20 protein-coding genes and 1 pseudogene are annotated in these 20,265 nt (G+C 71.8%); 10 read left to right on the plus strand and 11 right to left on the minus strand.

Annotation, left to right across the window (positions count from 1 at the left end; translation table 11 throughout):
- Positions 1-143 precede the first annotated feature (143 nt).
- The 3 genes from mobF to GA0115233_RS29655 all read left to right on the plus strand — a co-directional run bounded on the left by mobF (position 144) and on the right by GA0115233_RS29655 (position 6,214).
- The gene (gene mobF, locus GA0115233_RS29645) at positions 144-4,439 is read left to right on the plus strand and encodes a MobF family relaxase (RefSeq protein ID WP_093723388.1); all 4,296 of its coding nucleotides are present in this window, start codon (positions 144-146) and stop codon (positions 4,437-4,439) included.
- A gap of 616 nt (positions 4,440-5,055) precedes the next feature.
- Entirely contained in the window at positions 5,056-5,319 is a 264-nt protein-coding gene (locus GA0115233_RS29650) for a hypothetical protein (protein ID WP_011265238.1), read from the plus strand.
- Between the two features lie 10 nt (positions 5,320-5,329).
- On the plus strand, positions 5,330-6,214 hold the full coding sequence (locus tag GA0115233_RS29655; protein WP_176711988.1) for a helix-turn-helix domain-containing protein: 885 nt from the start codon (positions 5,330-5,332) through the stop codon (positions 6,212-6,214).
- A gap of 70 nt (positions 6,215-6,284) precedes the next feature.
- Here GA0115233_RS29655 and GA0115233_RS41255 read toward each other — a convergent pair whose 3' ends face one another.
- Both GA0115233_RS41255 and GA0115233_RS29660 read right to left on the minus strand, forming a co-directional pair.
- Positions 6,285-6,428: a hypothetical protein gene (locus tag GA0115233_RS41255; RefSeq protein ID WP_176711989.1), complete on the minus strand. Its 144-nt coding sequence runs from the start codon at positions 6,426-6,428 to the stop codon at positions 6,285-6,287.
- A complete protein-coding gene (locus GA0115233_RS29660; protein WP_093723390.1) occupies positions 6,428-6,766 on the minus strand; it encodes a hypothetical protein in 339 nt (112 codons plus the stop codon). Before GA0115233_RS29660 ends, GA0115233_RS41255 begins: the two co-directional genes overlap by 1 nt.
- A 276-nt stretch (positions 6,767-7,042) precedes the next feature.
- On the opposite strand from GA0115233_RS29660, the gene GA0115233_RS29665 reads away from it, so the two are divergent.
- Entirely contained in the window at positions 7,043-7,492 is a 450-nt protein-coding gene (locus GA0115233_RS29665) for a hypothetical protein (RefSeq protein WP_093723391.1), read from the plus strand.
- Positions 7,493-7,530: 38 nt separating this feature from the next.
- Here GA0115233_RS29665 and GA0115233_RS29670 read toward each other — a convergent pair whose 3' ends face one another.
- Entirely contained in the window at positions 7,531-8,832 is a 1,302-nt protein-coding gene (locus GA0115233_RS29670) for a competence protein CoiA family protein (RefSeq protein WP_255310398.1), read from the minus strand.
- A 182-nt stretch (positions 8,833-9,014) separates the two neighbouring features.
- Here GA0115233_RS29670 and GA0115233_RS29675 point away from each other — a divergent pair, with 182 nt between their 5' ends.
- Both GA0115233_RS29675 and GA0115233_RS29680 read left to right on the plus strand, forming a co-directional pair.
- On the plus strand, positions 9,015-9,992 hold the full coding sequence (locus tag GA0115233_RS29675) for a site-specific integrase (RefSeq protein ID WP_093723392.1): 978 nt from the start codon (positions 9,015-9,017) through the stop codon (positions 9,990-9,992).
- Between the two features lie 85 nt (positions 9,993-10,077).
- Positions 10,078-10,431, plus strand: a complete 354-nt coding sequence (locus GA0115233_RS29680; protein WP_141689585.1) for a hypothetical protein — start codon at positions 10,078-10,080, stop codon at positions 10,429-10,431.
- A gap of 97 nt (positions 10,432-10,528) precedes the next feature.
- On the opposite strand, the gene GA0115233_RS29685 is transcribed toward GA0115233_RS29680, so the two are convergent.
- Complete coding sequence (locus GA0115233_RS29685) at positions 10,529-11,566, minus strand: replication-relaxation family protein (protein WP_093723394.1); 1,038 nt, start codon at positions 11,564-11,566, stop codon at positions 10,529-10,531.
- A 132-nt stretch (positions 11,567-11,698) separates the two neighbouring features.
- Here GA0115233_RS29685 and GA0115233_RS29690 point away from each other — a divergent pair, with 132 nt between their 5' ends.
- On the plus strand, positions 11,699-12,064 hold the full coding sequence (locus GA0115233_RS29690; RefSeq protein WP_093723395.1) for a hypothetical protein: 366 nt from the start codon (positions 11,699-11,701) through the stop codon (positions 12,062-12,064).
- 385 nt (positions 12,065-12,449) lie between these two features.
- On the plus strand, positions 12,450-13,463 hold the full coding sequence (locus GA0115233_RS41260) for a hypothetical protein (protein WP_176711990.1): 1,014 nt from the start codon (positions 12,450-12,452) through the stop codon (positions 13,461-13,463).
- Between the two features lie 518 nt (positions 13,464-13,981).
- On the opposite strand, the gene GA0115233_RS29695 is transcribed toward GA0115233_RS41260, so the two are convergent.
- From GA0115233_RS29695 to GA0115233_RS42455, 4 genes and pseudogenes are all read right to left on the minus strand, one after another.
- Positions 13,982-14,698 (minus strand): hypothetical protein, encoded by a 717-nt coding sequence (locus GA0115233_RS29695; RefSeq protein ID WP_093723396.1) that lies wholly within the window; start codon positions 14,696-14,698, stop codon positions 13,982-13,984.
- A 261-nt stretch (positions 14,699-14,959) separates the two neighbouring features.
- Positions 14,960-15,331, minus strand: coding sequence for a hypothetical protein (locus GA0115233_RS41265; protein WP_125510567.1), 372 nt, complete (start codon positions 15,329-15,331; stop codon positions 14,960-14,962).
- Positions 15,328-15,822: a ParA family protein gene (locus GA0115233_RS40320; RefSeq protein WP_107406471.1), complete on the minus strand. Its 495-nt coding sequence runs from the start codon at positions 15,820-15,822 to the stop codon at positions 15,328-15,330. Before GA0115233_RS40320 ends, GA0115233_RS41265 begins: the two co-directional genes overlap by 4 nt.
- Positions 15,823-15,961: 139 nt before the next feature.
- Positions 15,962-16,144, minus strand: a pseudogene (locus GA0115233_RS42455) (ParA family protein); the annotation flags it as partial.
- A 328-nt stretch (positions 16,145-16,472) separates the two neighbouring features.
- Between GA0115233_RS42455 and GA0115233_RS29705 the strand changes: the two are divergent.
- Both GA0115233_RS29705 and GA0115233_RS29710 read left to right on the plus strand, forming a co-directional pair.
- On the plus strand, positions 16,473-17,246 hold the full coding sequence (locus tag GA0115233_RS29705) for a hypothetical protein (RefSeq protein ID WP_141689586.1): 774 nt from the start codon (positions 16,473-16,475) through the stop codon (positions 17,244-17,246).
- Positions 17,243-18,499: a tyrosine-type recombinase/integrase gene (locus GA0115233_RS29710; RefSeq protein WP_093723398.1), complete on the plus strand. Its 1,257-nt coding sequence runs from the start codon at positions 17,243-17,245 to the stop codon at positions 18,497-18,499. Before GA0115233_RS29705 ends, GA0115233_RS29710 begins: the two co-directional genes overlap by 4 nt.
- A 68-nt stretch (positions 18,500-18,567) precedes the next feature.
- Here GA0115233_RS29710 and GA0115233_RS41275 read toward each other — a convergent pair whose 3' ends face one another.
- The 3 genes from GA0115233_RS41275 to GA0115233_RS29720 all read right to left on the minus strand — a co-directional run bounded on the left by GA0115233_RS41275 (position 18,568) and on the right by GA0115233_RS29720 (position 19,665).
- Entirely contained in the window at positions 18,568-18,744 is a 177-nt protein-coding gene (locus GA0115233_RS41275; protein ID WP_176711991.1) for a hypothetical protein, read from the minus strand.
- Complete coding sequence (locus GA0115233_RS29715) at positions 18,741-19,088, minus strand: hypothetical protein (RefSeq protein ID WP_093723399.1); 348 nt, start codon at positions 19,086-19,088, stop codon at positions 18,741-18,743. Before GA0115233_RS29715 ends, GA0115233_RS41275 begins: the two co-directional genes overlap by 4 nt.
- A 331-nt stretch (positions 19,089-19,419) precedes the next feature.
- Positions 19,420-19,665 (minus strand): hypothetical protein, encoded by a 246-nt coding sequence (locus GA0115233_RS29720; RefSeq protein ID WP_093723400.1) that lies wholly within the window; start codon positions 19,663-19,665, stop codon positions 19,420-19,422.
- Between the last annotated feature and the right edge of the window lie 600 nt (positions 19,666-20,265).

The raw sequence follows: 20,265 nt of genomic DNA on the forward strand, positions 1-20,265 counted from the left end.
CCCTCGCAAAAGACCTCTTTGGTCAACCGCCATTCCGGAGGTACTGTCATGCACCCAAAGATCAACAGCGGAAGTACCAAGGTATGGCTGGGCCATACGTCAACGGACTTCAAGATCACCGACGCGGGAGGGGGTGAGTAGCGATGGCGTGGGTGACACCACTGGGGCCGGACATGCAGCAGGTCGAGTACCGGCTGACCGGGCAGTGCGGATGCGACCTGGAGCACCAGGAGCAGCGCGAGCAGGAGACCGACGCGCAGGTCGACTACCGCCTCGGCGACGCGCGTGATCTGGAGTGGATCGGCGGCGGTCTCGCCGACGTCGGCCTGGTCGCCGGGCAGAGCGTCGACAAGGACCAGGCGCGGCTGCTGATGGACGGCCGGCACCCGCTGACGGGCGAGCTGCTGGTGACCCCGAAGGTCGCCGTCGACCCGCGCGGCAAGCTGCAGGCGCGGCCGCTCGCCGAGGCGATCGAGACGGCGGCCGCCGAGCGCGGCGTGGACGTCGACGAGCTGCTCGGCGACGACAAGCTGAGCAAGAGGTTCGCCCGCCTGCAGCGCGGCATCGTCCGCGAGGGCGACCGGCACCGCGTCCCCTTCCGCGCGGTGGAGGATCTCGCCGAGGCGTCCGGCGTCGACCTGGTGCAGCTGTACGGGCGCTCCCATGTGGCGGAGGCCCGCGAGTACGCCGACGCCCGGATCCGCGTCGGCAACCGCGGCTACGACGTGACGCTGGATCTGTCGAAGACCTACAGCGCCGCCGTCGCGCTCGCGGGCGAGGAGATGTCCGAGGCGCTGCGCGAAACCTTCCTCGAGGTGGCCCGCGAGACGTTCGGCGCGATGGAGGGCTGGGCCGCGTACGCGATGGCCGGCGAGCACGGCAACGGCAAGACCGCCGACCGTGTCGACACCAGCGGCTTCCTCGGCTGGATGACCGTGCACTACTCCGCCCGGCCCGTCGGCGGCGAGGTCGGCGACCCGCACCTGCACGTCCACGGCAACCTGGCGAACATGGCGCTCGCCGCCGACGGCAAGTGGCGCACCGTCGGTGCCGGCGGCCGCGACATCCTGCGCCACGCGCACGCCGCCGACGCGTTCGTGAAGGCCCGCCTGCGGCAGGTGACCGGCGAGCGGTTCGGGATGCGCTGGGAGCGGCACGCCGAGACCGGCGCCTGGGAGGTCGTCGGCATCGACGAGGGCCTGCGCCGTCACTTCTCCCGCCGCAACGCGCAGATCGTCGCGGCGGCCGCCGACGACGCGACGACCGGCGAGCAGAAGCTCATCGCCCGCCAGCTCGCCGAGGGCAAGGACACCACCATCACCCGGGCCGACGTACGGGCCGCCTGGCGGGCCCGCGCCGAGGAGGTCGTCGACGACGTCGACGCGATGATCCGCCGCGCGATCCCCGGCCCCGAAGGCCCCGATGGGCCATCCGTGGCAGGCCCCGGCGGCGGCCCGGTCATGCCCTCCCCGGAGGAGATCGCCGCGTTCATCTGGCGGCGCGAGGGTGGCCTGACCGAGTCGCGGAAGTCCGTCACCCGCGCCGACGTCCTGGCGCACGTCATCGACGCCTGCCCGTTCGGCGTGCCCGACCTGGCGGCCGCCGAGGCCCTGACCGACGCCGTGCTCGCCGTCGACGGCGAGGCCGTCGCCCTGCCGAGCGGCGGCATGACGCACCTGACCAACCCCCAGCGCTACACGCACGCGTCGATCCTGGCCGCCGAGCAGACCATCGCCGGGTCGGTCGCCGAGCGGCTGAACGAGGGCGCAGCCCAGCTCACGACGGAGGCCGCCGAGCTGGCCATCACCACGTTCGAGACCGCCCGCACCACCGACCCGCTGCGCCCGTTCGTCATGTCCGACGAGCAGCGTGCCGCCACCCTGCGCTTCCTGACCGCCGGGCACGGCGTCGACGTGCTGCGCGGCAAGGCCGGCACCGGTAAGACGACCATCATGAGCGCCGCCCGCATGGGCTGGGAGGCCGCCGGGCTGCGCGTGGCAGGCGCCGCCACCGCGGCGGTCGCCGCATCCAAGCTGCAGGCCGAATCCGGCATCACCAGCGCCACGGTGGCGACCTGGCTGATGGACATCCGCGACGGCGGCCGCCGCATGGCCGACACCGACGTCCTGGTCCTCGAAGAGGCCGCCATGGTCGACGACCGCGACGTCGCCGACCTGCTCACGGCGGCCGCCGAGCACGGCGTGAAGGTCGTCCAAATCGGCGACTGGGCACAGCTGAAGGCGATCGGCGTCGGCGGCGGCTTCAAGCGGGCCCACGAGATCGTGGACGGCCTGGAGCTGAGCGAGAACCGCCGCCAGAAGGACGCCGTGGAGCGGGCCGCCCTGGAGGCGTGGCTGGACGGCGGCCGCCGCACCGCCCTGTCGATGCTCGCCGAGCACGGACGCGTCCACGCCGTGCGCACGCCCGACGAGGCGTACGCCGCGATGCTCGGCGCGTGGAAGGACACCGTCGACCGCCTAGAGGGCGACGCCCACGACCAGATCGAGGACCTGGTCGTGCTCGCCGCGCGCAACGCCGACGTCGAGGTTCTCAACCTCGGCGCCCGCGAGCTGCGCAAGAAGGCCGGCGAACTGACCGGCGGCCACACCTTCGCCCTCGCCGGGGGCGAGCGCCTGGAGCTGGCCGCCGGCGACGTCATCCGGATCAAGCGCAACGACTACCGCACCCGCCGCGGCGGCGACGTCGACGTCCTCAACGGCTACCGCGGACAGGTCACCTACGCCTCCAAGGGCGGGGTCGCCGTCGAATGGCGCCGACCCGCCGACGACGGCGGCTACGCTATCGAGCGGGCCTGGATCACCGCCGACCAGATCGCCGACGGCGCCCTGCAGCACGGCTACGCGATGACCATCGCGGCAGCCCAGGGGCTCACCTGCGACTACACCCTGGTCTACGGCGTCGGCGCGGACGCGAACAGCCTGTACCCGGCGCTCTCCCGTGACCGGATCGCCACCCACCTGTGGCTGCCCGCCGACGTCGTCGAGAGCGACGAGACCCGCCGCCGCCTCGGCGAGGCACAGAGCGACCAGGAGCTGCTGGATCGCGCGGTCGCCGCGTACGCCGACTCCCTGGAGCGCGACAACGACGACCGCATGGTGTCCGACGAGCTCGCGGCCGCACCCGAGGCGCAGCCCGCCGTGCCGATTCCGCACCGGGTGCAGCAGCCCGAGCACGAACGCGTCGTCGACGAGACGGAACAGCACCCGGCCCCCGAGTCGGCCGACGTCGCCGAGCAGCGTTCTGCGGCCGTACGCGAGGACGCGGGCGACGACGGCATCGAAGGCGCTCGCGCCCACCCGGAAGCCGCTCAGGAGGCCGCTCAGGCCGCTGCGGAGCACGAGGTGGAGCCGAGCGCCGAGGACCGCGCGGCGGCGCGCCAGGCGCAGCTCGGTGTCCTGCGGGAGCGTCTGCAGGGCGACGGCGCCCCGGAGCTGACCGACGAGCAGAAGGCCCGCCTGGAGAAGCTGCTCGCCGCCGGGTTTGCCTCGCGCGCCGAGCAGCAGCCGGAGCCGGAGTTCGAGGCGTGGCGTGACCGTCCGTACGGTCACGTCGGCACCCAGCGGCTCACGTCGCTGATCGCCGAGCGGACCGCGCAGGCCCGCCGCGCCGAGCGCCTGGCCGCCGACCTCGCCCGCCAGGCCGAGGCCAAGCGCGAGGCCCTGGCCGCGCCCGTCACGCCCGGCCAGGAGCGGGCCCGCGAGGTCGCCGAGGTCCTGGACCGCGCCGACCAGCTCGCGCAGACGGCGGTCGCCGAACGGGTCGCCGAGCAGCGGGCCCGTGAGGCGCTGCGTCACGCGCAGGAGGTCCTCCGCCAGCTGGAGGAGGCCAAGACCAAGTCCCGCCTGGCCCTGCGGCTGGCCGGCACCAGCCGCAAGGAGACCCTCGCGCTGGCCGCCGAGTACGACCAGAGGGAGACCGCGGCGTACCGGGAGATCCTCCGGGCCAACCGGGCCGCCGAGACCGCGCACCGCGAGGCGTGGGCCACGATCCGCAGCCCCGAGACGGTCGGCTGGTTCGAGCAGCAGGGCTCCCGCCGGGAGGCCCCGAGCACCGTCGAGGAGCTGCAGACCCGGCTCGCCGAGATGCGCGAACGCCTCCCGGACATCGAGCGGATCACCAACAACGGCGTGGCCCGGGCCGCCGCCAACGCCGAACGGCAGGCCAGCGAGCACCAGAAGGAGGCGACCCGCCTCACCGCGGCGGCGGCCAAGCTGCAGGAGGAGAAGGCGCTGCGCACCCGCATGGCGGCCGTGGCCCCCACCCAGCACGCCCGCGAGGCGCAGGAGCGCGCCGCGCACATCAAGCAGGCCCGGCAGCAGGCCGCCGAACAGGCCCGCGAGAACGCCCGGCGGGCGCAGCGGGAGTACCGCTACGAGCCGCCGAGCCAGGGCCGCTCAGGACCGTCCCTCGGACGCTGAACCACTCGCGTCAGCGGACCGCTGACACTCTGTCGGCGGCGTCCGAACCATGGCGGACGGGGCTCACCAACACTGGCTCCACGCGCCAAAAGAGCCGGTACCGCAACTGCGGTCACCGGCTCTCGGCGGTCTCGCGCTGCAACGCAAGACCATGCAGTCCCTGTTGGCCTTTGGTTGGAGTCAGCAGCAATCAGGGCAGGGCCCGACCCGCTCGGTGCAAGCCCCAGGTCGCGGATCGTCGCAACAAGCACTGACATCGTGCAACCGCGATCGGCGCACGCCTGCATCAACTCGTTCACTATCACGGGGTACTGACACTCAACGTCCGGTGACGGAGGCGCTGGTCACATCGCCGTACGCGGGGTGACGCTGACTCTGCGTGTCATTTATCGCTTCATTGTGCTCACAGGCGGACGGGGACAGGCGCGCATCAAACCCCGTCATGTGAACCGCCTCCGGGCCTTTCGCCCCCTTGCGGCTGTCACCATCATGACCACGCACCACACCGAGGGCGGCTGCAACTGCCCGTAGTCCGGAGTGGTTTGTACCCGGTTGGAGTCAGCAGTGGTGTCCGGCGGCCGGTGGGTCGCCGGACCCGAACGAACAGGGAGGCCCCGTGCCCAAGCCCCGTCCCGTCTCCTGCGTGGAGAACGGAAGCCAGTCCCCCCGGCGTCTCGGCGGCGCCGAGGCCATCGTCATCATCGTGGTCATCGCCGTGTCTGCTGCCCTCGTCGCGGTAGCGGGAATGCCGCTGCTCGTCGTGCTGCAGCTGCTCGCGGGCGCCGGCCTGACCGCTGCCGTCGTCGTCGGCCTGCTCACGGGCGCCACCAGCCGATGGATGCGGGCCGTACTCCGGGCCCTGCTGGCCCCGGCTGCGTGAGGTGACGGTCGTGTGCCGTCCCGAGAAGCCGCTCACCACCAGCAACAAGGCGCTGCGCGAACTCCAGGAGTGGCTGCGCGAACACCGATCCCGCACCCGCCAGGGCTACCGCGCCCTGGCGGTACGGGCCGGCTGCCACCCCACGACCCTCCAGCGGGCTGCCTCCGGTGACACCGTGCCCAAGCTGCAGACGGTGCTCAACTACGCCCGAGCGTGTGACGCCCCGCCCGAGGAGGCCCGGCTCCTGTGGCGGCGGGCCCGGTACGAGCAGACCCGCCAGGCGCGGGGCGGTCGTGGCTTGCCCGCACCGCGCCCGGAGTTCATCCGCGACTTCGTCGACCTGAGCGCGGCCGTGCAGGATCTGTACGAGAAGGCCGGCTCCCCGCCGCTGCGCACCTTGGAGCAGCGGGCGGGCGGGTTCGGGGTACTGCCCCGCAGCACGGCCCACCGCATCGTGACCAAGCAGGCGATGCCGCACAGCCTCCAGCAGTTCCAGGCGTACCTGCGGGCCTGCGAGGTGCCAGAGGCAGATTGGCCGGACTGGGAAGCTGCCTGGACCCGGGCTTGGCGTCACGAGAAGAACGACGACGTCGCCCTGCAGAGCCTCATTCGGCACGAGCAGTTGCGGGAGGCCATGGAGAAGGCCAAGAGCGACATGGGGCGCCTGACCCAGCGCGTCGTGGAGCAGGTCACCGTCGTGGTCGATGGCAAGGAAGAAGTCGTGCTCTCGCGCAACGGGACCTACCGTCGGCTACTGCCCACTCAACGCAGTCAACCCCGGACGGCACGGCGGCGGCCTGCACAGGCATCCCGGCTCCTGCCCGGGCGGCCTGTGCAGGGGCAGCTGGCCATCCCTATCGGCGAACCCGAAGCGGAAGCCCCCGCCCTCTTCTGAGGTGATCATTGCGGCAGCACAGCAGGTGGGCGGTGTCCCCGCCCACCTGCTGCTGAGCCTTCGCCCAAGCTCAGACCTCTTCTGTCTCCGGGGGCTGCCGCGCTCCGGATGCGCGTGTGCGCAGCGCGCGTGCGCTCCAGCGGACGACGGCGACTGTGAGGGTGGCGGTGAGACTGCCCAGGAACTCCGGCAGCGCGTTGACGAGCACGCTCATCACACCTGCTCCCCAGGCGTCATGCGGACCGGGCGGTGAACCACGGTGGACGCCCGTGCAGCGGAGCGCCGTTGCGTGTACCGGGCGCCGAGTCGCTTCAGCTTGCGTCGCACCCGTTCCCCCACCGCCCGGTCCAGGCCCGCTGCGGCCGCGCACTCCGCCCAACTCCTCCCGTCGTAGGCCCACATCACGGCGAGAGCGGCTTCGCTCTCGCGCAGACCACGCAGCACCGGAGCGATCCGGGGATCGGTGAACTTGGCGATCTGGGCTTCCAGGCCGTCGTACGGGTGGGTAAGGCAGCGGAGCTGGGAGCCGTGCGGCGGTAAGGCATTCGGCATGAAGGCGTGTCCCCTCGGGTCGCTGTTGAACCGTGCGGCCTTTAAGGCGTGGTTGGGGAACCCCAAACGGCAAAAGATCTTGAGTCGGCGTCTGTGACGTACGCCACGCCGCGCGATGGCGAATCCCGCATCCCCAGGAGGGCCACCGCCGGGTGGTGGACGAAACCTGTTCGCCGACGGACAACCGTCCCAGGCAGGGCCGGGGAGCCCGTCCCCAGCCAGGCGCGAAGGCTCGGGCGATGCAGCCTGACCCCAGGGCGTGCCAGGATCGCCCGCATGATCAATCTGGGGGTACGTGTCGAGTTCTACGAGCGCGTCGGACAGGTCGGGGAGCCCTCCGAGGGGTACCTCGGCGCCTTGGAACGGACCGAGGGCTACCGGGCCGCGGCGGTGCCGGCGGTCGGGACCTTCCTCATGGCCGCCTCGCTGCGCGTGGTCGACCGCGAAACGGCCCTGCCGCTGCCGGGCCCGATCCGGCTGCCGGTGCGGGACGTCGAGCACCACCTGGTCCCCGAGCGCGACGGCAAGGTGCCCGTCTGGTGGGACAGCTACAACGAGCCGGGTCCGACCGTCGTGGTCCACGTGGCGCTGGGCTCGGCGCCCGGCGGGGAGCTGCTGCGGCGGATGATCCGCCAGTACGTGGCGGACGGCTGGGAGTGCAGCGGGCCGGAGGGCTCGGACCTACGCGAGTACAGCCTGGAAGCGCGGCGCGACCTGGGCCTGTAGGAAGCGCTCCCGGGGCGCGTGTTCCGGCATCGATCGGGCTACGGCCCGACGGTCGCCGGCAGCACGCGCTCCTGCTCCATCTCGCCGGTGTCCGGGTTGAGGACGTAGACCTGGAACGGCGCCCACGCCCGCCCGGCGAGGGTGTCGAGATCGCTGGGGGAGGTGACCAGCAGGGCCACATCTTCCGCCCATGCCCTCAGCCGGCCCGGGTCCGGGCAGGCGACTCCGACCAGCGTCCACTGCCTGCCGTCGGGGCCGCTGCGTTCATAGACCGGCCTGCCGTCGCCGTACCGGGAATCCGGCGCACCGAAGACCAGGTCCCGGTCGAAGAACAGCTCGGCGATGGCCCGGAAGTACTTCCACTGCTGCTGGTTCAGGCCCGTGCGGCTCCAGAACGCTGCATACGCCCGGTCCTTGGCCGCCTTCTTCCTGGCCTTCTCCCTCTCCTCGACCGCCCGCCGCCGCGCCGCGTCCTTCTCCTCCGCCTCCCGCCGGCGCTTGGCATCCGCCTCCTCCCGGGCGCACTCACCGTCCAAGGCCGCGTAGGCGGGGGCCGTCCACCACAGACGCCATCCGTCGTTCCAGGACCTGGTCCAGCCCTCTGCCCAGCTGTACACGTTGACTCCGTCGGTGACCCGCCGGGCGCTGGAGAGGGGCTTGTGCGGCGCGATCCGGCCCGTCAGCATCCACGCCACCGCGTCGCTCAGCGTCGTACCGACCGGCGACCAGCTCAGCGGCCGCGTGGATAAGCGAGCCAGGCCGGCGGTCACCCTCCACTCCTGCCCCCGGTCCTCAGGGGCCTGGACCAAGAGCGTCGGCACCGTGCCCACCCACGGGCGCGGCCGGAAGCCGAACCAGCACACCTGCACTCCGTCCCGCTCGTACAGGCTGGTGCGTGCTGCGATGTCCTCCACGGTGATGGGCGACAGCTGCGCCTCCAGCGCCATCAGCCGGGCGCCGTCCGGGCTGAAGACCATCACGTCCGCCCTCCATTCCCCGGTGGGTGCGGCGACTTCGAGTTCGGCCTGGAAGCCTGCAGCGCGCGCACAGGTCACCAGCTCCAGCTTGAGCAGGTGATGCTCCAGCGACTCGTTCGCCAGCGAGCACGATGGTGGCTTGGTCCGGTGGTAGAAGTGCCGGGTGTCCAGCTTGGAGAGCCGGGCGTGGACCTGACCGCCGCACTCCGGGCACGTCAGTTCCACACCACGCACCCGGTGAATCTCCCGCCACGACCTGCCGCAGCCCAGATCGTCCAGGGTGACGTCCAGCCGCCCCCACTCGGCGTGATCGGCAGTCAGCTGCACCAGGCCCTCCCCCACCGCGTCTCCGGTCGCGGTCATGATGCGCCCGGGCACTGACACGGCACGCTGCGGAATCCGGACGCGTGAGCACGTGCCGCACAGACGCGTGAGGCTTCCCGCAGATAACTGCTCTGTTATCTGCACTATGGTGATCATCCACCAGGGAGAACGCGCCCGTTCCCCGACATGACGAGCACCTGTTATCTGTGGCAAGGAGAACCGTGGCGACCGTCGTCCCCCTCAAGACCGCTTCCGGAGCGGTGACCGTGCGCACCGCCGCCGACCGGTACCTCGACTCCATCACCGTGGCGAACACCCGCCGGACCTACACCACGGCGCTCGGCAAGGTCTGCCCGGCGCTCGGCGAGGACCGGCCCCTGTCCACCGTCGCCGATGACGAGATCGGCCAGGCGCTCGAACAGCTCTGGGGCACGGCCGCCGTCGGCACCTGGAACGCCCGGCGTGGCGCGGTCGGCGGCTGGCTGGCCTGGTGCCACGAGGCGGGCCTGCAGCCGCCCCGCATCCCGGCCTGGTGCAAGCGGGTGCCCGACCCCGGATCCGACACCCCGGTGCGCTCCAAGACCGCCATCGACCGGCTCATCGCCCGGCGCGACGTCGCCCTGCGCGAGAAGGTCACCTACCGGATGCTCTATGAGACCTGCGCCCGCGCCGACGAGCTGCTCGGCGTCAACATCGAGGACCTCAACCTCGCCGCCCGCCAGTGCCCGGTGAAGGCCAAGGGCGCCAAGGCGGTCCGCCGCCGCGGCCAGGCCCGCGAGGACTACGAGACCGAGACCATCTACTGGGACGCCGGCACCGCACGGTTGCTGCCCCGCCTGATCGGCGAGCGCACCCGCGGCCCGCTGCTCGTCACCCACCGTCGGCCCGGCCCCGGCAAGGTCCTCACCCCGCGCGACGTCTGCCCCGACACCGGCCTGGCCCGCCTGTCCTACGGCCAGCTGCGCGCCCTGCTGGACCGGCACACCTGCGTCGGCGGCCAGGAGGGCACCGGCTGGGACCCGCACGAGTTCCGCCACTCCGGCCTGACCCACCTCGGCGAGCAGGGCGTTTCCCTGCTGCTGTTCATGGCGAAGTCCCGGCACAAGTCCGTCAGCGCCGCCCGGAAGTACTTCAAGCCCGGCGACGCCGCCCTCGCCGAGGTCACCAGCCTGCTGGCCCCCAGCGACAGTCAGCGTTGAACCGGCCCGTTTGTCGGCACGCTCGGCAAGGATGGCCACACCATCAACGATCTCCGGGAGGGGACGCGTGACTAACGTCTGGATCATGAGGAAGGTCAAGGGATCGCCCGGTGGCAGGGGGGACAGGCGCGTCCTGGTGCGGGCCGACACCATCACCTACCTGAGCGCCGACGACCACCAGGTCCGCGCCACCGAACTCGGCTCCGACGACCTCACGGTGCTGGCCGACGAGAAGGACGGCGGCCACGACGCCCCGCTTCTGCCGGAAGGCTTCAACGTGGACCTGCTGTTCGCCATCAGCGAGGCGCGGCGACGAGCCAGTGAGGCCAACGACGACCCGCACCAGGAGGACCGCGTCCTGGTCGCGCAGGTCTACGACGGCGGCTGGGTCTGGCGGGAGTTCCGGCCCTCCGAGCCCGAGCCCAAGCCCGAACCCTGACCGTCGAACACACGAAGCCCCGGGGCTCAGGCCATGACGGCCCCGGGGCTTCACTGTGCACATGGGCACCCGGTTCAACGACCCGGGCCCGACCCGGTCACCGGCCGACCGGCTCCGGGTAGCGCTCCCGCCGGCGGCCGGGGTCGTCGACGCCGAGCCGGAGCCACGGCTCCCGGCGTTTCAGGCGCGGCAGCGTGGTGGCCAGCACGCCCACCGCGATGCCGTGGACGTCCTCGGTGAGTGCCTCCAGGCGCCGCTGGAGCAGGTGCTCCTCCAGGCCCGCCAGGACGACGTGCAGCGTCGGGAACCGCTCGCTGCGCATGTAGCGGTACCGGCGCCAGAACGGGAACGTCGTCCCGATGGTCCCGCGGGCGCCCTCCCAGCAGCGGTGTCCGGCATACCGCTCGTAGTCCCACACCTCCCGGGCGAGCCGGGCCCGGGGCATGGTGCCGTTGTCCACCTCGAACAGGCGCACCTCGCTGGTCTTCGTCGGCAAGGTAAGGACCGCGTCGGTGTTGAACGACAGCCCGGTCTCCTTGATGGCGTGGTTGACCTCCACCTGCCAGGCGGTCAGGTGCGCGCGGCCGCCGTAGGCGAGGATCGTCTCCGTCACCGCCAGGCCGTGACCGCCGTACCCGGCCCGGACAGCCCTCGCCCCCGTGCCGGCGCGCGGCCGCAGGGGCAGCTCCCCTCCGTCGGCCACGGCCTGCAGACCGCGCCGCGTCAGGTTCCAGATCGGCTCCTTGCCGTGCTTGCCGTTCGTATCCGCCAGGCCCTCCTCCTCCAGGTCCCGCAGCGCTCGCCGCACGTACGACCGGCCGTCCGCGTCTTCCGCCGTGACCACCCGCGCCATCTGCCGCACCGTGGCTATCCGCACACAGCCGAGCATCCGCAGCACATCTCCCCTGACTCGGGGAGCCGTGAGGGGAGAGGACCTCTGCCCCTCATCTGACGAAGCAGGGGCAGGGAGAGAGGTGTCGGCATCGCTCACGCCCCCTTGTCCAGGGGCCTGACCTGCGCCGACAGCGGCGGCCGGCGAATCGTTCGCGGCACTGGATGCGGCACTGGAATCCGGGCCGTTTTCCGGCTCTCCGGAACCCTCCGGGACGGATGATCCGTGGTCGTTGTACGTCATGAGCGGCACTCCTCATCAGCCGCGCGGACCTCCCCGGACGGAGATCCGCTCTCATCCCGTACAGGTCTGGATGATCATGCTCGTGTGACATTGCGAGCCGTACTTTTTCCGAGCGCCTCCGTTGAGCCCGGCATGGAACTGCCCGACCGGGCCGCGCCCGGCGTCGAAACCCTGGCTTCGGAGGCCGCCGACGCCGCCTGCGCGCTCGCCGACGCGGCCGGCCCCACCGCGTGGAACCTCGCGGCCGCCGAGGACGCGGCCGAGGCCATCGACACGCTCGCGCAGGCCCTCGCCGCGATCGACCCCGAGGCGGCCCGGCTCCTGGCGGTCGTCCCGGCTGCCACCAAGGCCCTGCTGCGTCACCTCGGACAGGACCAGGGCGACGGCGTCGCCGAGCAGACCGTGGCCGCCGTTCCGTCTCCCCGGGCACCGAAGCCCCGTCGGCGCGGCCTTGGGCCCGGTTGGCAAGGCGTCCGGGAGCCGTCAGCGGAACGCTGACACCCGCTGCGGTAGCCCATCAGGTACTCACCGCCGAACGAACTGGCTTTCCTTGACACTCGCTGTGCTTCTATCTCATCAGCGTGCGGTTATGCGAACGGTTCACCTAGCGCAGTAGCCCAGTAATAGCGCTAGCGGAAATGCGAGCCGTTAGGCGATTGGTGTCCCGCCCTTGCTGGCGGAGGCGGATCCGCTGCCGCGTCCTATGGCCAGCCGCTACCTTGGAGGCGGCCGCCACACGTCGGCCTGACTCCGAGCCGCGGCCCGCCCACGCCGGGGGCGGCAACGAGGACAAGGGGCCCCGCTTCACGTGCCGCATCGTCCGCCTGTCTGTGGTCCTCACGGCGGGGATGCGTGGGATCTCCGCTGGCCTTTGGAGACGACCGTGACCACCGACAAGCAGTTCAAGCGCGCGGCCCGAGAACTCGCCGAGCGTGAAGGAATCTCGTACACCGCGGCTCGCCGCCGCCTCGCTGCGGCTCCCGAACCCTCCGTCAGTGATCCGCTGACGGAAGCGTCGACTGCCATTGAGAGCCACCAGGAGCCGACTCCCCCGCGCATCTACCGCACCGCCGGCGTCCCGTGCCCGGTCGACTGCGACGGCACCGCGCACCCGAACGCCGTGTGCTGGCTGTGGCGGCCGGAGGACTCGAAGGGAGTCCGGCACGAGGTGCGGCGCGCGGCGCAGCTTCCCAACGGGCGGGCAGCAGAGGTCTGCTGGCGGTACGAGCCGAAGCCGGGAAACGGGTCCTTCCATGCCCGGGAGGCCAGGTGGCTGCTCGCCCTGGTCTACGCGATGCTCACCGACCAGCACCCCGAACTGCGCCCCGGCCGGGCAGAGCTGCGGGCCGCCGTCGAGACGGACGACCAGGACGCGGTCGACGCGGTCATGGAGCCGCTGGACCGGGCGGCGGCCCGGCTGCTGACGAAGGTCCCGGAGCAGTGGTGGGGCGAGGTGAAGCCGCGCCTGGACGCCTACGCCGCGTTCGTCGAGAACGACGACCGGCCGCTGCAGACCTGGCAGGAGATCGACGACCGGCACTGGGTTGGCCGCCTGGTCGACCGGTGGCGTCAGGCGTGGCGGGAGACGCACCTGAACATGCACGGCTTTTACGAGGCGCCCGGCGTGCTGTGGCTCGCCCCGAAGGGCTGGCTGGACACCCTCCTGGTCGACCGGCACGGCGGGTACGGCCCCGGCGCCCGGGTCCGCCTCGCCGACGGCCGTCCCGCCGTGGTGTACGCGGCGGAGTGGGTCGGTGAGGGTGAACCCGTCGCCTACCGGATCCGCGAACTGGAACCGGGCCAGCACGGCAACGCCGGGAAACTCGTGCCGTCGCTCACCAGCGACGAACGCATGCCGCGCGACCAGATCGCCGGGGAGTTGGACATCCAGGCGTAACCCCGGTGGCCGCTGGGGGCCTTCGCCGGCCCCCAGACCCCCGCTGCCCCGGCGCCCTGCAGCGCGGACCGGTATCGCCGTGGCGGACCGCCGTCCGCGCTGCAGAACACCGGGGACGTATTCACCCCCGGAGCGCCCTCGGTCCGACAGGTTCGGCGAAGAGTGTCTTCGCCCATGACTTGCTGCCCCTGGGATTGGAAACTCCGCCGGAAACTCGCGGGTGTAAAACCACCTATAAACCAGCGTGTGACTCACTGCTCTCCGCACCCCCGCCCTGACCTGCGGGGACCTGCCTGCCGGAGACGACACCACCCGCGCTCCTCGTCCCTCAAGCGTGGGTGGTGTCGTCTCAGTCAGTCAGGAGGTCAGGGCGGGGGTGCGGAGAGCAGTGAGTTGAGGTCAGGAAAACAGGAAGGTTCAGCGGGAGTTTGCGGGCGATGGGAAAGCCCGGAGAGGCGGGGAAAGGGGAAAGCCGGTGCCCGGGAGAAACCCGGAGCACCGGCTGGAGAGGCGGACGGTCAGGTGGTGGGCACGGCGGAGGCCGGCGGCGCGGGGTGAACCTCAAGCCACTCGCGGGGGGTGAACGGTGACGTCTCGTCGGGGCCGTCCTCATAGCCGGGGTCGGTCCGCCGCATCTTCATCATCGGGTAGTACGCCTGCGGGTCGGGCGCGGGTTGGTCGGCGAGGACCAGGCCGTGGACGCTGTAGTCCCGGCCGACCAGGGTGACCTCCTGGCCCCGCAGGTAACTCCAGTCGACGCCGAGCGGGTACGTCGGGAGCCGGGGCGAGCAGTACGGCGGGTTGTGCCAGTGGTGGTCACCGATGCCGTCGCGGTACTCGAGGCCGCACTTCCAGCAGCGGGTGTAGTCGGCGGTCCTCTTGCGGTCGTCCTCGCACAGGTAGCAGTCCGGGTCGTGCTCGGAGTGCTCGGCGTAGTCCCGGGTCACCTCGGCGTCGATGCGGGCCTCCTCGGCGGCCTCGGCGCAGTAGCAGGCATCGCAGGTGGTGCAGACGCCGCAGCCGCCGCACAGCGCCTTGTAGTGGTGACCGCAGGCCGGGTTGACGTCGTTGGACGGGTCGCCGCTCCAGGCGGAGATCCACGGGCCCCCGTCGCCGGGGAACGTCTTCGGCGGGGCGGATTCCTCGGCGGCCCGCAGAGCGGTGGTGAACTTCTCGCCCTGGCGCGCGGCGGCGCGGGCCTTCTTCGAGGCGGTCGACTGCTTCTTCGGCGACATGCGCACTCCAGACGCGGCGGTCTCCCACGCTCCCGCCGGCCAAGTACGTCGGGGCCGAGCAGGACAACACGATGGTGATGAACTCCGCGGGCCCCGAGAGACCTTGACCGACTGTGCCCTGGCGGCGTGGGCGCCGGGCGGCGGTGGACGGCAGTACGCGTCTAGCCGTACGAGAACGGTAGCGCCCGCCACTGACAGGGCACCAGGAAGCGGCGAGCGGCCCCGTGGACAGTTCCACGGGACCGCTCGTGACGGATGAAGTCAGGACGCCTCGGACCGCTGCTCCTGGTCCGCCTTCGGCACCTTGGGCAGCTTCCCGGTCCGCCGCAGGTACGCGGCGTAGTGGGCGATCGCCGCGTCGGCGACGTCCTGCGGGCCCATGCCCGTCTCCTCGCCGATCTCGGTGACGAGCTGGTCGGTCTCCAGCAGGACGCGCACGTTCATCATCACGCGGGTCGGGCCGGGCTTGCGGCCGCGCCGGCGGGGCGGGAGCCCCAGCTGCGTCCGGCTGTTCGGCGTCACGGAGGTGCGCTTCTTCGCGGGCGGGCGGACGTCGTCGCCGACCTTGATGTCCTCGTCGTCGTCCGGCAGCTGCGGGTCGTCGTCTGCGGTACGGGTGCGCTGCGCTGTCACGGGAGGGGAATCTCCTTCAGGAAGGTCTGGGTGAGCAGTTCGTAGGTGGCGCGGATCTCCGGGAGCCGGTCGCCCTTGGACTCGTCGAGGGAGATGCCGTTGTTGTTGCTCGTGGCCAGCTGCTCGATGAACTTCACCGTCGGGTCCCAGACGAGCGGGCCGAAGATCCGGCGGATCGAGTCGCGCTGCTCGTTCTGGCGGACGGTGTCCTTGTAGCGGTTGATGATGACGCCGCGCAGCGACAGGCCCGGGTTGGCGAGGTCCTTGGGTGCCTTGTGCTCGATGAAGTCGCGGACGCGTTTGGCGCCCTCGATCGAGTAGAAGTCGGCCTCGGTCACGATCACCGCATCGTGCGCCGCGGCGAGCCCGAGCTGGGTGAGGTGGAACAGGCTCGGCGGGCAGTCGATGAGCGTGTAGTCGACCGCGTCGTCGACGCCCTCCAGCGCCTTCTCCAGCCGCCGCCAGGCGCCCGCGATCCCGGCCTCCGACATCCGGTTCTCCAGGGGGAAGCCGGGCGGGGGCGATGGAGATGCGCTCGGCGTAGTCGCACGTCCAGGCGATCGGCTGGAAGACCTCGCGGGCGGAGCCCAGCGCGTCGCTATCCGTGTTGGCCTTGATGGCCTGGCTGATCGTGGGCTGCTTCTTCGCCGGGTCGTAGTGCCACCCGAACATCTGCGAGCTGTTGCCCTGCGGGTCCATGTCGACCACGAACACCCGCTTGCCCGCCTTCGCCAGTCCCTCGGCGAGGCGGACGGTGGTGCCGGATTTCCCGACTCCGCCCTTGTTGTTGACCATTGCGACCCGTCGGGCCATCGTTCCTCCAATCCGCTCGCCCGGCTCGTCGCAGGCCAGCTCGTAGGCTTCGACCCGGCATGGCGCGGGCCCGGTCCGGGCCCGCGCGCAACACCGGACGCTCGCGCTTCAGCGAGCGTTACCGGTCATCATGACGGCTCGCTGCACCAGGTGCTGACAGGCTCGTCAACCCGAGATCCGAGCCGATCAGCTAACCCGTCTTCATTCTCGCTAGCGGAAAAGGTCGCTAAAACAGTCGCTTATGCGCTGACTGGTTCAGATCGCTCAACCGTTAGCCGTGTCAGCGGAATGCTGACACCCGTGATGTGTCAGTGGAATGCTGACGCCCATGGCGATCGACCCCGTGCGGCACCACGAGATCAAGCAGGCGGCCGAGAAGCTCCTCCAGGAGCGCTACGGCAAACCCGACGGCCCCGGCGTGACCGGGCAGCAGGCCATGGAGGCGGTCCTCCGGGCGGTCAACGGCTTCGCTCCCTTCGGTGAACAGCCGCGCGAGGTGCCGGCCGAGGAGATCCTGGCCGCGCTGACACAGGTGGCGGAGGCCCGGGAGCGCCTGGACCGCATGGAGCTGCGGCTCATCGAGTCCGCTCGTGAGCGCGGCGCCTCCTGGCAGAAGGTCGCCGACTCGCTCGGGCTGGAGAAGCGGCAGTCCGCCGAGGGACGCGCCCTGCGTCTGCAGGGCGCGGTCAAGAGCTACCGGTCCAACGGCCGTGACGTGGGCTCCCAGCGGCTCGAAAAGGCACGTCAGCGGGCCGCTGACGCCTGGTGCGAGAGCCAGGCGGACCGGATCCGCGACGTCGCCGAGCGGCTCATCGACACCTCCGAAGCCTGGGGAGACGCGGCGGCCGGCGACGTCCTCACCCGCAGCTACTTCCAGATGCTGGGGGCCCGCCTCGCCTCCGACGGCGACGCCAAGGACCTGCTCGACACCATGGAGAGCCTGCGGATCTCGCTTGTGCCGTACGGACGCCCGGAGCCCCAGCCGACCGGCAAGCACGCGGCGGCCGCCGCCAAGGCCCGCGATGACCTGGTCGCGCTGCACGTCGAGGTCTCCACCGCCCGCTACGCCGTCACCAGCGCCCGCGACGGAGGCAAGCCGTGAGCGAGACCCACGAGGTCGAGGTCGTCGACCGGACGCTGACCGGCGGCGAGCTGCTCGCCGCGGCGGCCGCCGAGGTGAAGTCCTGGCCGTTCGTCTCCGCCTCCCGCGGCCGCCAGGTGACGTGGGTGGCGAACGAGTACACCCGCGCCCTCGCCCACCCCGAGCACCCGCTGACCGAGCAGGCCGCCGCCCGCGACCTCTTCACTCGCGAACCGGTCGATGCCTACCTGCAGCTGGCCCGCACCGGCCAGCTCCGGGTACGCAAGGCCGCCGACCCGGACAAGGGCTCCGACCACTCCGACCAGATCCGCCTGGAAGTCCTGCGCCTGCTCGTCACCGCCTGCGGCGCCCAGGACACCGCCGACCTGCCGCCGCAGCCCGACCCGCCGCGCAAACAGCCCGTCGCCAAACGGGCCCGCGCCCTGCTGCGCGCCCAGCTCACCGAACTCGCCGACTCCCCCGACGCCACCACCAGCCAGCTGCGGATGCTCGCCGTCGGCGCCGTCGTCTCCGACACCGGCATCCGCGCCGGCGAGATGTGCGCCCTGCGGATCGAGGACCTCTCCCCGCTCCTGGAGGAACTGCGCGTTGTCCGCCGCCCCCAGGGCTGGAGCGAGTCGGAGGCGTACACCGAGCTGCTCGCCCTGTCCGGCCTGTCCCGCGCCGCACTCAAACGGTGGCTGCCCCAGCGCCAGCGACTGCTGGAGCGGGTCCGCGGCACCGCGACCGCGCTGTGGGTGTCCCTGCACGGCAACCACCACGACGGCCAAGCCGTGCCCGCCGGCACCCCGCTGCAGCCCCGGGGCCTGGCCCGCGCGTGGACCCGGGCGGTCACCGAGACCAACATCGAGATGGCCGGGCAGCCGTCCTGGGAGCCGCTGCCCACGCGGATGGAGCAGCTGCGCCGTGGCGTGCAGCCCAAGGCCGTCGCCGCGCCGAGGCAGCCCGACGCCGAGAAGGCCGCCGACCTCCTGGACGCCGTCGCCGCCCGCGGCCGCGACCTCGCCGAGCTGCGCCGCGCCGGCGAACAGGACTCCACCGCCGAGCTGCAGGCCCGCGTCACCGTCCGCCAGGCCGTGCGCGACGCATGGGCGGAGGGCATCGAGCACACCGTGCAGCTGTCCGTCCTCGCCGACGCCGGTCTCACCGACGACGCCGCGCTCGCGGCCGCCGGGTTCGAGCCGGTCCTGCTCGCCGCGATCGAGCGAGGACAGGGCTGGGGCCGCCCCTCCAAGGCGGCCGCCGCCGTGTGACCACCGCCCGCCCACCAAACGGCGGCGCCCCGGAGCCGATGCTCCGGGGCGCCGCCGACGCGTACGGACTACCGGCGGGAGGCGGTGTTCTCCCGGATCGCGTCGGCGACCTCCAACAGCGCGTAGGCCACGGCGGACAGGCCCGTCCCGATGGCCCTGGCCAGGGCGTCCTCTCCCCCACGCACTGTCACGTCGTCCGCCCGGTCGGCCCGGCTCTCCGCGTAGTCGGCGTAGTTGCTGCTCATGCCAGCTCTTCCCCTCCCGCTTCCCGCCGGACCCTCCGGCGGCCCCTGCCACTCTCCCCCGCCGTGGACACGGCGAACCCGGCCTCCCCGGCCATCCCGTCCACATAGCGCTCCGGGTAGACGATCGGGGCGACCTCCGGGTGCTCGTGCAGCGCCTGACGCAGGGCGTGCGCGGTCAGGCCCGCCCGGGTCGCGGTGGGGCCGAGGGGCTCCCGATGGTGCAGGACCAGGTCCACGGCGGTCGCGGTGACCGTCTCCCTGTGGTGGTTGAACACCTTGGCCTGGCGGTCCAGGAGCGCCAGCTTCTTCTCCAGCTCACTGCGGTAGGTCGGCATGGACCCCATGCCACCCGAGCGTCCTGGAGGTGGCAAGGGGAAGACGCAAGTTGCCCGTTGCCAACCTGGTCAGCGGCTCCCACGTCGTGCATTTCCGCTAGCGACAAAGCAACTGGGATAGATATGGCATAGCTATCGGCTGAGTTGGCTGGAAGGCGACTTTGTACGCGTACCTGTAGGCGTTCGAGTAGCCATGCTGGTGGGCTACTGCAGAGTGGCGTCAGCGTTCCGCTGACAGGCTGCGTGGACACGGTGCCGGCACCGTGTCCGTCCGGGGCGGCGCGAGGTTCCGGTTTCCGGCACCCAGAACCAGAGAGAACCGAAGGGAACCGGAAGGTACTCAGTGAGCGCGCGCGGGCGCGTCGCTCTCCAGCACCTCCGCCGTCCACTCCTGGATCGCCTCGCCGACGAGGTCGTCGACGGGCCGGCCGGTGACCGCGGCCGCGTGCTGCAGCCGGGTGTGCATGGCGGGGAAGAGGTCGAAGGTCCTGAGCAGCAGGCCGCGTGCGGCGAGCCTGTCCCGGATCGCGTCGGGCTTGGCCTGGGCGGCCCGGTGGAGGGCGGTCAGTCGGCTCGTGCGCATCATGCGGGGCTCAACGACATCCCCGCCCGACCCGTCACGGCGCCAGCGGCCGCAGGAGCGCCGATCTCGCGCGCAGTGACACCGAGGGGCGCGGGGAGCGTGATCGTCCGGCACGCAGCCGCACAGGCACCCTCCTGCGGCCTCCACCGTGACGTCGACCGCCGGATGCACCACCCGCCACACACGCACCGTGCAGCCACGCTCGGCGCAGGAGAGCCCCGAGAACGGGCCTGTACGGCCCACAGGCGGCCGATCATGCGGCGGCGGCCCCGTTCCCGCCCCGAGCCGAGAACGGCCGTCAGACGGCGATCTACGGACGCGCCGCCCTGCTTCTTCCAGTCGCCGCGCGAAGCGCGTCCGCTTTCCAGTTCTGACCTGGACGTACGCACTCACCTCAGCCACCCACGGCGCGGGCCCCGTCATCACCTCAGCCACGACGATGCGGTCAGCCCCGCACCGGCCGTCACCCGAACGGGTGACGGGGCCCGCGCCCCTATCCACTGACCCCTAACAGGCCCTCGCGCCCGCGAAGCGGGCTGGTGCCACGCTCCGCTGATCGCTCTGGTGCGGCTCCATTGTGGTTGCGGCTCCGACCTGCGCTTT

Source organism: Streptomyces sp. DI166 (assembly GCF_900091315.1).
Classification (GTDB): Bacteria; Actinomycetota; Actinomycetes; order Streptomycetales; family Streptomycetaceae; genus Streptomyces; species Streptomyces fuscus.